This window comes from Flavobacterium pisciphilum (assembly GCF_020905345.1).
In the GTDB taxonomy this organism is placed as follows: domain Bacteria; phylum Bacteroidota; class Bacteroidia; order Flavobacteriales; family Flavobacteriaceae; genus Flavobacterium; species Flavobacterium pisciphilum.
In genome coordinates this window covers 4,040,792-4,054,393 of the sequence record NZ_JAJJMO010000001.1, presented here as the reverse complement: position 1 = coordinate 4,054,393, position 13,602 = coordinate 4,040,792, and the positions used below count along the sequence as shown (strand labels likewise).

14 protein-coding genes are annotated in these 13,602 nt (G+C 32.8%); 2 read left to right on the top strand and 12 right to left on the bottom strand.

What is annotated here, in order from left to right; genetic code table 11:
- Positions 1-49: 49 nt before the first annotated feature.
- The 7 genes from LNQ49_RS17280 to LNQ49_RS17250 form a co-directional block, all read right to left on the bottom strand.
- On the bottom strand, positions 50-982 hold the full coding sequence (locus LNQ49_RS17280) for a glycerophosphodiester phosphodiesterase family protein (RefSeq protein ID WP_229990268.1): 933 nt from the start codon (positions 980-982) through the stop codon (positions 50-52).
- A 138-nt stretch (positions 983-1,120) separates the two neighbouring features.
- On the bottom strand, positions 1,121-2,038 hold the full coding sequence (locus tag LNQ49_RS17275) for a DUF4274 domain-containing protein (protein ID WP_229990267.1): 918 nt from the start codon (positions 2,036-2,038) through the stop codon (positions 1,121-1,123).
- A 196-nt stretch (positions 2,039-2,234) separates the two neighbouring features.
- A complete protein-coding gene (locus LNQ49_RS17270; protein WP_229990266.1) occupies positions 2,235-2,582 on the bottom strand; it encodes a hypothetical protein in 348 nt (115 codons plus the stop codon).
- Between the two features lie 138 nt (positions 2,583-2,720).
- Complete coding sequence (locus tag LNQ49_RS17265) at positions 2,721-3,680, bottom strand: transporter family protein (protein WP_229990265.1); 960 nt, start codon at positions 3,678-3,680, stop codon at positions 2,721-2,723.
- Positions 3,681-3,900: 220 nt separating this feature from the next.
- Complete coding sequence (locus LNQ49_RS17260) at positions 3,901-4,938, bottom strand: cytochrome-c peroxidase (protein ID WP_229990264.1); 1,038 nt, start codon at positions 4,936-4,938, stop codon at positions 3,901-3,903.
- A gap of 155 nt (positions 4,939-5,093) precedes the next feature.
- Positions 5,094-5,894, bottom strand: a complete 801-nt coding sequence (locus LNQ49_RS17255; protein ID WP_229990263.1) for an MbnP family protein — start codon at positions 5,892-5,894, stop codon at positions 5,094-5,096.
- 108 nt (positions 5,895-6,002) lie between these two features.
- Entirely contained in the window at positions 6,003-6,368 is a 366-nt protein-coding gene (locus LNQ49_RS17250; protein ID WP_229990262.1) for a hypothetical protein, read from the bottom strand.
- Between the two features lie 134 nt (positions 6,369-6,502).
- Here LNQ49_RS17250 and LNQ49_RS17245 point away from each other — a divergent pair, with 134 nt between their 5' ends.
- The gene (locus tag LNQ49_RS17245) at positions 6,503-6,937 is read left to right on the top strand and encodes a DUF4890 domain-containing protein (protein ID WP_229990261.1); all 435 of its coding nucleotides are present in this window, start codon (positions 6,503-6,505) and stop codon (positions 6,935-6,937) included.
- A 45-nt stretch (positions 6,938-6,982) separates the two neighbouring features.
- Here the strand turns inward: LNQ49_RS17245 and LNQ49_RS17240 are convergent, their stop codons facing one another.
- The 5 genes from LNQ49_RS17240 to LNQ49_RS17220 all read right to left on the bottom strand — a co-directional run bounded on the left by LNQ49_RS17240 (position 6,983) and on the right by LNQ49_RS17220 (position 13,073).
- Positions 6,983-9,457 (bottom strand): zinc-dependent metalloprotease, encoded by a 2,475-nt coding sequence (locus LNQ49_RS17240; protein WP_229990260.1) that lies wholly within the window; start codon positions 9,455-9,457, stop codon positions 6,983-6,985.
- 177 nt (positions 9,458-9,634) lie between these two features.
- On the bottom strand, positions 9,635-10,921 hold the full coding sequence (hemL, locus tag LNQ49_RS17235) for a glutamate-1-semialdehyde 2,1-aminomutase (protein ID WP_229990259.1): 1,287 nt from the start codon (positions 10,919-10,921) through the stop codon (positions 9,635-9,637).
- A gap of 39 nt (positions 10,922-10,960) precedes the next feature.
- Complete coding sequence (locus LNQ49_RS17230) at positions 10,961-11,839, bottom strand: glucosaminidase domain-containing protein (RefSeq protein WP_229990258.1); 879 nt, start codon at positions 11,837-11,839, stop codon at positions 10,961-10,963.
- A complete protein-coding gene (locus LNQ49_RS17225; RefSeq protein ID WP_229990257.1) occupies positions 11,832-12,728 on the bottom strand; it encodes a 1-aminocyclopropane-1-carboxylate deaminase/D-cysteine desulfhydrase in 897 nt (298 codons plus the stop codon). The genes LNQ49_RS17230 and LNQ49_RS17225 overlap by 8 nt, the downstream gene beginning before the upstream one ends.
- Before the next feature lie 9 nt (positions 12,729-12,737).
- Entirely contained in the window at positions 12,738-13,073 is a 336-nt protein-coding gene (locus LNQ49_RS17220) for a hypothetical protein (protein WP_229990256.1), read from the bottom strand.
- A gap of 116 nt (positions 13,074-13,189) precedes the next feature.
- Here LNQ49_RS17220 and LNQ49_RS17215 point away from each other — a divergent pair, with 116 nt between their 5' ends.
- A complete protein-coding gene (locus LNQ49_RS17215; protein WP_229990255.1) occupies positions 13,190-13,366 on the top strand; it encodes a C1orf53 family protein in 177 nt (58 codons plus the stop codon).
- The last annotated feature ends 236 nt before the right edge of the window (positions 13,367-13,602 follow it).

Here is a 13,602-nt window from a genome sequence, read left to right as displayed (position 1 = left end):
TTTTCTAGTTAATAAAAAAAAGAGCTTCAAATTGAAGCTCTTTTTTTTATTATTTTATTTCCTTAACGACAATATGCTTTGACTTTAATTTTTTATCAGTAGCATATTTTATCAACTGCTTACCAGCCTCTACATTACGGTCTGAAGAAAGCACATTGGCTCCATTGGCAACTAATTTATAATATAGTTCATCTCCTTTGGCAGCAGCACTTTTATCAAGATTCCCCATCGTTCCTAAAATACAAGAAATCTTACGGCTGTGTAAATATTCATACACTTCTGGTTTTGGTTCTGAAGTACCTACAAATGCAATCATTTTATTGGCTTTAACACCTAATTTCTCCATACGCTCCACATCTTCTTTTCCTTTTGCAGAAACCGAAATCATTAAATCTGGTGCTAGTTTAGCAGCCTCAGCAGCTTGTGTTGCATTATATGTAATAATTACCGAATACGCCTCAGCTTTATTTCTTCTTACCGCATCAATAATCATTTGCATTGGAACTCCTTTTTTAATATCTAGGTTGTAGATTACTTTGTCTTTACCCCATTGTAGGATTTGATCTAAAGTTTCAATTTTATACGGAGTTACCTTTCCTTCCGTATCCTTTAAGAAAAGCTGTTGTAATTCTTTATATGTATATCCTTCGATTACACCTGTTCCAGTTGTTGTTCTGTCAAGCGTATTATCATGCATCATAACTAGAACAGAATCTTTACTAAGAGCAATATCTGTTTCTACGATTGTAGGATTGTATTTTATTGCATTAGCAAATGTTGGTGTACAATTTTCAGGAAACCCAACAGTTGGTCCACCTCTATGTGCACTTACCAACGGTATAGTTTTCTTAGAATAATTTAAAAACTTTTGTAATTCTTTAGAAGTTTTAAACTTTAATAAATATTCATTTTCTTGGGCAAAACCAAAATTAAAAATGAACGAAACTAAAACTACAAACCACAAATTTTTATTCTGAAACATATTAATTTTATTAAAATTGGACTGTAAAATTAAGCAATTCAAACTATGTATGACATTATTTAAAAGTGAAATTACTATAAACCTCAACAGTAATTTCTTCTACTAGTTTTGGTGCTTGATTACTAATCTTTAAGAATATTATTCTCTAAATTTCAAATGATCTGAACTAAACAATAATCCAATGCCACTATAGGGATCTCTTTTTAAATCGTAAAAATTACGCACTCCCTTCAAATCTTTATACAAATCGGCAATTATTGAACTTGGCATAAATCCATCTATCGTATGATTTATAATTGTATCTGCAAGACAAGTAAGTTCTTTTGTAGCGTTTGACACTCCTATATTATTTGCTGTTTCCCAATCCCAAATTATCCAGTTCCAACTGTGTTCTTTCTGAACGCAATCCATCCATAAATAAGACAAATTATTAATTTTAATCTTTCCTAATTCTTTCCCTTTCCAATATTCAACACTTGCTACTATAGCTTGTATTGCGATATCAGTTTGACCATAAACAAAGTCAGGATTTGAAAACTGAATAATCTTTATTGCAGCTTCTATCTTGGTATTGATTGTTTTTAATTCCTTTTCATTCGGTTTTCTTAAAAAAGCAAATTCAATATCTTGTCGTTCAAAAACATCCCCTGTCGATTTCTCAAGCATCTCTTTAGGAATACATTTCGTATTAGAATTTTCGTCAAGAAATTCATCTTTAGGATTAAAAGAGAAATTCTCATCCTCATAAAAACCAGCACAATATTTCTCTTCAATTTCTTTTATTAACGCATAGCTCTCATAGTTTATGTCCTCTTCTATTTCATCTTTATTTTCAAACCTGCAGAAATAATCAGGTTGAAGAAACCAATACAAACAAAGAGCAGTTCCTTTATCACAATATTTTTGCTTTACAATCCAGTCAAAAGGCTCAAGCCCATCATCATAATTCCAGTTCTGAACAAACTGATGTAATTCTGGAGCAGTTAATTTCTTATAAGACATTTCGCCGCTGACAGCTTTTAGAACCCTATTTTTACTTTTCTTATTAAACTCCATTTTTTCGCTTACTTCTATCTATTATAATTTGTTTAATCTCTTCACAAATTTAAAAACTCAATCGTACAAAGAACTCTCGATAGCACATAATTTTCTTAAACTATCTTGCATAAAAAAGCTTCTCTATCAACAAGCTATTGAACCTACTGATATAGAAGCCTTTTAAATTTTATTTCAACTAATCTACAAGTCTACTTTATTTGGCGCTATCTTCTTTTTTAATACATAAAACAGAAACGTCATATCCTAAATTAGCTAACATTTCTAACCCATCAAGTGGTTCTAGTTTATTTTTCCCAGTCCATCCTTTTTCCAATCCATGCAAAATACATTCTCTAATATATTTAGGCCTATTCAAATTGACAACTTCCTTTTCATCCGCTAATGACTTAAGAAGTGGAAAACCAAAATTTAAAGGATGTCCAATTATCGGATCATCCCAAGTTACAAAATCAACTATTAATGGCGTTTGCTTATAATCTCTTAGGAATATTTTTACTGACAATGTAGCTTCTCTTGACAAAAAATCAACGCTCCCCTTCATTACATAGAGGTAAACATTATTATCAACAGTTATTTTTCTTAATTTCATATGTATAAATAAAACCTTGTAAAACTAAACTATAAATCGTACAAAATCAACCTAATAGATTTTAAACACTTAAAATCGTTCTGAATCCTATTACAAAGTATAATTCAGGTTTATACTCCAACGATAATTAGCCTCCATAGCACCACTAGATAAATTTTGATTTATAGGAAGCATCCCATTTACACCAACCGAGAATTTATCTTTTCCTACTTCTAATCCAAATTTGCCAAAAAGAATATCTCCTGCGGTATTTGGCAAGTCCAATCCGTGTTGTTTGTTTGTAGCATATACTTCTCCTGCAAAACCTAATTGAGGAACTAATTGTACTGATGGTAAATCAAACAAATAAAAGAACGTTCCCGAATAATTAAATTGGTTACCATATTGGTATTTCTGCTCGTTTTCGGTCTTTATAACATAGTTTAACATGGTATTTAATCCTAAATTCTTTCTCTTAATTACATATTCTGAAACTAATAAATAATCCCAACTTCCTGTTCCTAACTGAAAACTCTTGTTTACACTCCCCGTATTATTTGCTTCATTAAACCTTCCTGTTGGCATTTTTACACCTCCACCAAGTTCAACTTTATGAGTAAAAACAGCACTATCTTTTTGAGTTTCAAATAATGTATAAAGCGCCATTACCGAAATATCTCCCAACCCAGAAATACTCTCTGTTCCTGCAGTTAATTCACGATTATGAAAATGATAAGGAACCAATGCCGAAATCTGAACCCTCTTACTAACTGGAATTCTCCCCCATGCCTGAACAGTATTAAAATTCTCATCGATCCAAGGAGAATTAGCAAAAATACCATCACGACTCGTATAACTTTGATTGAAATAACGTATCCCAACAAAATTAGAATTTAACATCGAGCTAAACCCCATGCTTCCTCCACTTGCTGAACAACCACAAGCGTCGCAATCAAAGTCTTCCATCATTGCCAATCGTTGAAATGTAAAGATCGAAAGACTATCTTTTACTGTTGCAGCAAAAGTAAAATTGCAAACTAAAACTAAACTTAAAACTATTATTTTTTTCATTTTATTATCTTTTTTCAGGAGCTATTCCCGCTTTCCGTTACAAGCTTTTCTTAAAAATCCATTTTTCTATACGTTTACAAAGTTTCCGTTGGTCACTTCCTAAACCCAAGAAAACAAAGGCTTTTCTTTAAAAAAGGCTTTTCACTACAATCGGGGCTAAAACTCCAATTTTCATTATATTATTTCCTTCTACAGAGCATTCAAGTCCTTTTAGGAACTACTAAAACTCCGAAAATCGTCTGTCGGTTAAGAATTGACGATCCGTTAATGTTTTTAAGAACGCGATTATCTGTTTTTTATCCATTTCCGAAAGTTCAATTCCTAGCTTTCCATTTTGCCTCAATATCGGATCTAAAGTTGCCGAAGCTTCTATTCCATTAGCATAATGATCTAGAACAGCCTCTAGCGTTCCAAAACGCCCATCGTGCATATAGGGAGCCGAAACTTCTACATTTCGTAAACTCTGCACTTTAAACTTATAGTAATCACTAACTAGTTCAGTAACTTTATAACGCCCCACATCGTTTACTCTAGGATTTACTGCCAAACCATTGTTTCTAAACGAATCATCAGTCATTAAATCGGTTGCATGACACGAAGCACATTTTGAATTAAACAATGCATATCCAGCCAATTCATCAGTTGTAAGTGTTCCCCCTGCTTCATTACGACGGTATTTATCAAAACGAGAATTAGATGAGGTTACCATTACCATAAACTGCGAAAGAGCTTTTAGCATATTCTCAGTAGTAATTGCCCCATCGGTAAAAGCTTGTCCAAACAAAGTACGATATGTTTTATCGCCTCGCATCATTTCGAGAATAGCATTCAAATTACCATTCATTTCGATATCACTCGTTAGCGGAATTATTGGCTGCAAGTCCAAATGATTGGTTACCCCATCATACATAAAAATGGCTTGATATGCCAAATTCTGAATTGGTGGTGCATTTCGAGTTCCTAATGCATCGCCAACACCATGACTCACTGTGTGTCCGTGATGTGTAAATGCATTCTCTTGAATGTGACAAAAGCCACATGAAACAATTCCATCAGAAGCCAAACGCCCATCGTAGAAAAGTTTTTTACCTAACTCAAATCCTTTTTCAGTTGGTGGGTTTGCAGTAATATCATAAACTAAAGCTGGAAAATTAGATGGTACCTTAAAATCTAAAGGCACATTTATATATTCATCATCCTGATTACTACAACTATATAATAATGGAATCATCACCCAAAGAAAATATTTTATTCTCATGGTTTTAAAATTTTGAAAGAAGCACAAAAGCCCATCGCTAGCCCCGATTGACGCGGCATCCTTTTTATTTTTTCTTCAAAAAATTAAAAAGATATAGCAAAAAGCGGAACAAGAGTTCCTTATGAAAAATAACTTTTGTGCTCCTAAAAATGAAATTAATCGTTATGTACGTGATCTATTCTAAACATGGTTGCTACATTGGCAGTAATTAAAGGCAAAGAAGCTCCCCCCATAATCATAGCACCCATACCACCCTTATTATAATCTGAAAGTTTGATTTTGTTAGGGCCGTCAAGAATTTTAGACAAATCGGTTATAATATGTACGTCTGGTTGAATATTAGTTCTTACCAAAGCCTTTGTTGGAAAGTCCAATGTTACTTCAGTATAATTATAATCAGTTCCTGTTTGTCCTGTATGAATCATAAAAGGAAGAGGAGTTGTTACAGTCTCAGATGTAAAATTCCCTTCGAAAGCAAGAAATTTGTATCCAGCAGTCCAATTCCAAAGCATTCCAGCAGCTTGAGCTTGTGCAAGGAAATCACCTTGTCCAGATGCACCCAATTGCCATTGTTCTTTATCTACTCCAATCCCAAATTTTACTTTTATATAATCTCCTGCAGGAATATCTGATAATATAAATTTGTAACCAGCCTCACTTGCTTCGTCAGCAATAAAATAACTTTTTGCTTTTGGGTATGTAAATAAGGTTCCGTCGCTCTTTGTTAAAACAACATTACTTACAATGTATTTAACGTTAGTAATCTTTAAAACCTCATTATTAGACGTCCTATTTCCTTGTGTTTCTAGAATTAAATCATTTGATCCAAATGAGTTATCAAATTTCAATCCCATTTTCCCAGTTCCAGAAACAGTTTCGTCGTTATCACTTGAACATGCTGACACAGCAGCAGTTATAGCCAAAATAGCTACTGCTTTATATAATATTTTTTTCATTTTTGAGTTGTATATTCTTAATAGATTTAAAATAGTATGTGCATAAGCTTACCTCAAATGACAGTAATCAAATGAAATAGCAAGACACAAAAGTGTTTTAATTAAAATTTAAGAAATACTTGTAGGCGGATGAAAAAACAAATCGGCATTAAGGTGCGAATACAAATTAGCATAAGCCGCATTGATTTGTGATTTATTGATGTTTGGATATAATTGTAATGTGAATTCGTTTGCAGATTCAAACATTAAATCGACTTTATCCAGAGAGGTGTTTTTTTTATCAGATGAAGAAGGCTTTTCAGCATCAGCAGCTTTAGCCAATTCTTTCATTAAATGACACTTTCCGTTACACTGCATAACAGGTTGCGCTTTATTCTCGCAAAGTACAGTCGAAATGTAATCATAATTGACAATATATTCTATAACCGGAAATACTGGCTTTAGAAAAATAGCTAGAATCAATATGAAGACCATTTTTTTCACGGTGCGAATTTAAGAAACAAAATCTGTTTTATCATCTGTTAAATAAATTATAATTAAAAAAACCGCATTAAACCTATTTATTTTATAAATGTCTAACATCAATAACCTTTTAAAACAAACAAATCATGAAAAAATTATTTATCGCTGCTTTATTGTTCGTTGGAATGGTAAGCTTTGCTCAAGATGCTACTCAACCTGTTAAACAACAACGAGAACGGTTGACTCCTGAACAACGAAATGAGAAACAATTAAAAAAACTAACTACCGAATTAAATCTAGATGCCAACCAACAAACTCAAGTTGGAAAATTACTAGCTGACAGAAGTGCCAAAGGGCAAAAACAAATGGAAATGCGTAAAGCAAGAAAAGACAGTAATGTAAAACCAACCGCAGAAGAGAAAGCAGCTCTTAAAAAAGAAATGATGGACGAAAAAACTGCAAATGAAACTCAAATGAAATCAATCTTAAATGCTGACCAATACAAAAAATGGACTGCAATGAGAGAGGAAAACAAAGAGAAGATGAAAGAAAAAATGAAAGAGAGAAGAAACAATCAATAAATAAAAAGAGGCCCTAGGGCCTCTTTTTATTTATTGGATATCTAATTATTTTGGATTAAGAACTAAATCAATTCTTTTAATACAATCTTCATAATGATATTTTGTTTCTGTATTTACAGCCATCGCTTTTGCTGCTGAGAGTGTTTTTTTCAATGTATTTAATTCTCCTCTAACTAAAGCTCTAATGTCTGACTGAGCTACATTATAATACTCCGTTGCTCTATCTGATGGTTTAATCTCCTCAGTCATTAAATAAGCCATTCTATCAATATAAGCACGCTGTAAATTTCTTCTGTATATGGTTACATTAGTTGAGGCACTAGCTTCTTTCCAAATTCCTTTTCTGATATCCTTCAAAAAATCTAATGCTTTATACGTATCTGTACCAATTATTTCGGCATCCATTAATCTACCAACACGTCCAAAACTTAATAAACTATTTAAATGTCTAACTTGTAAACTTCTAAATCGCTCTGTATAGCCTGAATAATTTGTATTTTTTAAAGTATTCAAATTCACAATCCATGTAGGCGAAGCAAAAGCATTTGTCTGAAGCCAATTCATTGCCTCTATTTGTTTTGCTTTTGGAACCACTTCGTAAACATTTCCTGCTTGATTTGGGTTTTTAAGATTTTCATAAACACCACCTACGTTAGTCACAACATGACCTACATACCTACTCCATACATCTAATAATTCTTTATACAATTCGTCTAAATCATCATAATTATTAGAAATAGTACTTGTCCATTCACTCAAATGATTTGCTACATATTCTAAGTTTTTAAGCCCGTATGTACCTGCTTTCATCGAATTATTTCCAATATCTTCAGTTTGCGACGATGGATCAAAAGTACTGCTCTGCTTTCCAAATTTATAGATTGGATTTCCAGCTTTTTCAAGAATCCATTTGTCTAATGTTGGTAATTCATCTTCTGCAGATTTTACGTTAGGAATAACTCTATATCCCCAATTTAAAGCATAATGATCATAAGCCCCCATTTTGCGAATAAAACGGATATTTTTATCTCCAGGCTGTGCAATATAATTGAAACGTGCATAATCCATTATACTCGCTGCAATTCCGCTTTGTTGTGTAAAATCGCCGTTTCTATAACTTTCGGTATCAAAGGCACAACTTGCTCCCATATTATGAGGAAAACCTAGTGCATGCCCCACTTCATGAGCAATAACCATACGCATCATCTCCCCCATTTCTTCATCACTTGTTTTCAAAGTTCTAGCCGATGGATTTGCTGCACCAGTTTCTAACAAATATCTATTTCTATAAGAACGCAAATGATTGTGATACCAGATTACATCACTTTCTATAATCTCTCCAGTTCTAGGGTCTGAAACACTTGGTCCCATAGCATTTCTAGTTGTACTAGCAACATAACGTATCACTGAGTAGCGAATATCTTCAGGACTAAAATCAGGGTCTTCTTCCTTTGTTGGAGCGTCTTTTGCAATAATCGCATTTTTAAACCCAGCAGTTTCAAATACTTTCTGCCATTCTTCAATTCCTAGCTTAATATATTTTTTCAATTTTACAGGAGTTGCAGGATCTAAATAATATACTATTGGCTTTATTGGCTCTACCAATTCTCCTTTTGCATACGCCTCTGGATCTTTAGGCTCTAATCTCCAACGACGGATGTAGGTTTTAAGATCCGATTTTAACTCATTACTTCCATAATCGTATTGACTCACAGTAAACCATCCTACTCTTGGATCTGCTAATCTTGGTTTCATTGGCACTTCTGGCAATAAAATCATCGATTGATTCATTTGAATGCTTATCGTTTCACTTTCTTGTAACATTGTTGGCTTAGAAGCATTGTAAGTCATATCCTGAATAACCTCAATATTCATCGGAAAACTTTTCATTCCGTTAATAAAGCTTCTAGATTCATCTAGTCCTTTTACTTTATATACTTCTCGCATTTCTGCAGAAAGCCCACTAATTGCTTTTACATCAGTACTGTAAAACTTAGTAACATCAATAACAGTATTAGCAGAATCTTTACTAAAAGCTACAATATCAAAAGCAAATAATGTAGGCTCGTAATTATTTGATTTAACAGAAATACTTATAGGCAACGTATCGTTTGCAACCGCATTATATGATTTTGATTTAATAAGAATCTTGTCTTGAAAGCGCTCCCAAACTATTAATTGCTCATTAGTTTCTGAACCAGCATTTACATATCCTCCACCTAAATTAGAAGGTAACTTTGATAATCTACTTACCAAAAGCATGTCCTTATTTAAATATTTATTCGGAATCTCAAAATAGTATTTTTTATCTACTTTGTGTACCGTAAAAAGCCCTTCATCAGAAACAGCCTCCTTTGTAATTACCTTACCATATTCTTTAATTGATGACTCTGGTTTTTTATCAGGAACAGCAACAGTAGTTTCTTCTTTTTTGGATTTCTTCTTTTTAGATTGTGCAAATAGATTTGTAGATAATAGCCCTAAAGTAGCTATTATAGTAAGAATTAAAATTTTCTTCACTTAAGTATTGGTTTAATGGTTATTTAGCAAACAAAAATAACTTTTGATTCGAATTTTATAAGCGACTCCTTTTTGTTTAACTTTTCATTAACAACTAAAGAATCAAAAATAAAAAAAGGTTTAACTTTAATTAAAAAGCTAAACCTTAAATACTTTATTTATTCTAAGATTTTAAAACTAGAAAGTTTTAGAAACTTTATCAATTGCTTGAATTGTAAAATCTAAATCTTCGTATGTTAATGCATCTGTAATAAACCACGTTTCGTATGCTGAAGGGGCAATGTAAACTCCTTCTTGCAATAATCCGTGGAAGAACTTTTTAAACGTTTCGTTATCACCGTTAGCAGCACTTTTAAAATCAGTTACAGGAGCAGCATCAAAATGTACCGAAATCATAGAACCAACTCTATTGATTGTAAAAACTACATTATTAGCTTTAAGAACTTTAGAAATACCTGCTTCTAGGTAAGCCGTTTTCTCCTCTAAACGAGTAAAAATAGCACGATCATTATCCAAAGCTTGTAACATTGCTAATCCTGCTGCCATTGCCAACGGATTACCTGATAATGTTCCCGCTTGATAAACTGGTCCTATTGGAGCTAGGTAATTCATGATTTCTGCACGAGCAGCAAATGCCCCTACAGGCAAACCACCACCAATTACTTTTCCAAAAGTTACAATATCAGCTTTAATATTAAATAATTCTTGAACTCCACCACGAGCTAGTCTAAAACCAGTCATGACCTCATCAAAAATTAATAATATTCCGTTTTCTGTACACAATTGACGTAAGCCTTCCAAAAATCCTTTATTTGGTGGAATACATCCCATATTACCTGCTACAGGCTCAATGATAATTGCTGCAATTTCTTCTTTATTAGCTGCAATTAAAGTAGCTACATTTTCTAAATCATTGTATTTAGCTAGCAAAGTATCTTTTGCAGTTCCTTCTGTAACTCCAGGGCTATTTGGACTTCCAAAAGTAACAGCTCCACTACCCGCCTGAATCAAAAATGAATCTGAATGACCGTGGTAACAACCTGCAAATTTTATAATTTTATCTCTCTTAGTAAATCCTCTTGCCAAACGTATTGCGCTCATGCAAGCCTCAGTTCCTGAATTTACAAAACGAATTTTATCGATATTTGGAACCATCGAAACTGCCAAAGCAGCAATTTGTGTTTCCAATTCTGTAGGCATTCCAAAAGATGTCCCTAGTTTAGCTTTCTCAATTACAGCATCAACAACTGGAGTATAAGCATGACCTAAAACCATTGGCCCCCATGAATTGATATAATCAATCAATTTGTTTCCATCTTCGTCAAATAAATAAGCTCCTTTGGCGCTTTTTACAAAAATTGGAGTTCCTCCTACTGCTTTAAATGCTCTTACAGGTGAATTTACACCACCCGGAATTACTTTTTCTGCTTCAGCAAAAAGCTGACTGCTTCTTTGATATATCATTTTAATTTTATCTTTTGACTTTTATCTTTATTTGGAATTTTATTTTACAATTAACCGCTGTCCGATAGAAAGGGTATTATCGACAAGATTATTTTTTTGCTTTAAGTCATCAACAAGTACGTTGAATTTTTTTGAAATAGAATACAATGTATCTCCTTTCTGGACTTCGTAAGAAGCAAGATTATCTGTATTATTATTTGTTGTATTAGGACTCTTTGGAACGACAACTGTAGTTGTTTTTTCTACTGCTACATACCCTTTACCCATAGCTAGATTATCATATTGATGTAATTCGTAACGCTCAATATAGCTAATTAATTTCTCAGGGTATCTCGGATCCGTGGCATATCCCGCAGCTCTTAAACCTTTTGCCCAAGCTTTATAATCTCCTTTTTCATAAGTAAATAATTCGGCGTATCGTTTTTTTCCAGTTAGAAATAAAGCGTGATCGCGAAATGATTCTGATGGATCTTTGTATTTTCTAAAACATTCCTGTAACGAATCATCATCATGACGAACACTCTCGCCAACCCAATCCTTATGGCATTTTATCCCAAAATGGTTATTTGATGAAAGCGCTAAATCGCCTCTTCCCGCCCCAGATTCTAAAATTCCTTGTGCCAAAATAATACTTGCAGGGATCCCGTAGTTTTTCATATTCCCCATTGCGATATCCTTATACTGAGAAACGTAATCACTAATTAAGTTATTAGTAACAACCGTTTTTGAAGTTGACTCGATAACTTCCGTTCTAGTATTTGTTGAAGGCTTAGTATAAGTTGGTTTTTTCTTAGTTTGAATCGCAACTCTTTGTTTTCGGTTAATATCCGCCTTTTTGGTTGTTGCAATAGCAGGTTTGCTTGCGTTACAACCTATTAGAGTTATCGTTAATAAGAGTAAGAGTGTCTTTTTAAACATTGCTTTTAATTATTGGTAAGTTTTTATTCATCAGCTTCATATTCATTCCTTGTATTCCTTGTAATCCTCCTGTATGAATCAACAAAATTTTAGAATTGGCAGGGAAATAATTCTTTTTAATTAAATCTATAACGCCAAAAACCATCTTTCCTGTATAAATTGGGTCCAAAGGAATATGATTTTCATCAAAAAACTGATTAATAAAGACTATTAGCTCAGAATTCACTTTGCCATAGCCATCAAAATGGTAGTCAGTAATCAGTTCCCAATTTTGATTCTTTGCAAAAATACGAATTTCATCTTTTAAAAAATCCCCTTTTAACGCTGGAAACCCTAAAACTTTTTGATTTGGTAACGCACTATTGCTAATTCCCGAAATAGTTCCACCTGTTCCTACTGCACAACATACATAATTAAACTCGGCATCTTCGGGAGTTAAAATCTCCTCACAACCTCGAACAGCTAACTCATTTGTTCCTCCTTCGGGGACCAGATAAAATGATCCAAATTTATTTTTTAGATGATCCTGAAACTCAATTTCACTTTTAAGTCGGTAATCTTCTCGAGTAACAAATTCAAATTGCATTCCGTTTTCCTGAGCAAACTTTAAAGTTGGATTTCCATCTATCTTATCAATAAGTTCCTCTCCACGGATAATTCCAATGGTTTTAAATCCACTTTCCTTTCCTGCATAAGCCACAGCAGCAATATGATTAGAAAAAGCCCCTCCAAAAGTGAGTAGTGTTTCTTGATTTTCGGCTTTCGCCTGAAGCAAATTGTATTTTAATTTTCGATACTTATTTCCAGAAATAAAAGGATGAATCAAATCTTCTCTTTTGATTGTAAGTGTAATATTATTAGGGAATACGGTATGTATATTTTGATTCAAAATTTTATTTTATTTGTAATTTAAATATTGAACAAACTTAAAAAAAGGTCTGTTTCTTAAATAATCCATATTGGTTTCATTGCGATAGGCTTCTCTTTCAAAGCTAATATTATGATAGGCCAAATCAGCATTTTTATATTGAACTAAACGTACCACATATTCAATTAAATACCAAAGAAAAAAAGGTATTACCAATAATTCTAACTGCTGACGTAAATGTATTTTTTCATGATTAACAAAAACCTTATTTTTTTTATCTGAAGCATATTTCACCAATACAAATGGAAACACAGCCATGCCACGATATCCTTTCGGAATTAAATATTTAGCAATAATCAAAAACATTTGCTGTAAAATTTATAAATTTGTACTAGTAAATTACTTCTACACAAAGAAAAACATAATCAACCGAATTTACTTAAAATTAAAGATAAAAATAGCGTTTTGCCAAATTCAGGATTATGAATGAACAAAATAAGGAAAATAAATTAATCGAAGGCGAAGATTTTTATTATACCCCTGAAGGATATAAATGTTTTACCGAAAAACATCATTTAAAAAGAGGCTATTGTTGCAAAAGCGGCTGTCGCCATTGTCCGTATGGATATGATAAAAAAACGGGGCAAATTAGAAAATAAACTAATTTGGAAATTATTTTGAAACAAGTTTTTAAATCTTTAAATTTCCGAATCCTTAAAACGATAAAATGTAGGAAATATTTTAACATTTTAATTTTGCCGAAAGGCACTTTTTAATCTTTAAATAAAACAACCACTATGGATATTCTCTTGCGAAAATTTAGGATTACCATCCACAAATCCTATCACAGGTCGGATATTCGGTATCCCTAGCTATTAAGTAGAAAATGTGTTAA

Excerpts from the sequence above, each read along its gene's own strand:
- LNQ49_RS17280 (WP_229990268.1), bottom strand. The coding sequence starts at position 982 with ATGTTTCAGAATAAAAATTTGTGGTTTGTAGTTTTAGTTTCGTTCATT.
- LNQ49_RS17275 (WP_229990267.1), bottom strand. The coding sequence starts at position 2,038 with ATGGAGTTTAATAAGAAAAGTAAAAATAGGGTTCTAAAAGCTGTCAGC.
- LNQ49_RS17270 (WP_229990266.1), bottom strand. The coding sequence starts at position 2,582 with ATGAAGGGGAGCGTTGATTTTTTGTCAAGAGAAGCTACATTGTCAGTA.
- LNQ49_RS17265 (WP_229990265.1), bottom strand. The coding sequence starts at position 3,680 with ATGAAAAAAATAATAGTTTTAAGTTTAGTTTTAGTTTGCAATTTTACT.
- LNQ49_RS17260 (WP_229990264.1), bottom strand. The coding sequence starts at position 4,938 with ATGAGAATAAAATATTTTCTTTGGGTGATGATTCCATTATTATATAGT.
- LNQ49_RS17255 (WP_229990263.1), bottom strand. The coding sequence starts at position 5,894 with ATGAAAAAAATATTATATAAAGCAGTAGCTATTTTGGCTATAACTGCT.
- LNQ49_RS17250 (WP_229990262.1), bottom strand. The coding sequence starts at position 6,368 with ATGGTCTTCATATTGATTCTAGCTATTTTTCTAAAGCCAGTATTTCCG.
- LNQ49_RS17245 (WP_229990261.1), top strand. The coding sequence starts at position 6,503 with ATGAAAAAATTATTTATCGCTGCTTTATTGTTCGTTGGAATGGTAAGC.
- hemL (WP_229990259.1), bottom strand. The coding sequence starts at position 10,921 with ATGATATATCAAAGAAGCAGTCAGCTTTTTGCTGAAGCAGAAAAAGTA.
- LNQ49_RS17230 (WP_229990258.1), bottom strand. The coding sequence starts at position 11,839 with ATGTTTAAAAAGACACTCTTACTCTTATTAACGATAACTCTAATAGGT.
- LNQ49_RS17220 (WP_229990256.1), bottom strand. The coding sequence starts at position 13,073 with ATGTTTTTGATTATTGCTAAATATTTAATTCCGAAAGGATATCGTGGC.
- LNQ49_RS17215 (WP_229990255.1), top strand. The coding sequence starts at position 13,190 with ATGAATGAACAAAATAAGGAAAATAAATTAATCGAAGGCGAAGATTTT.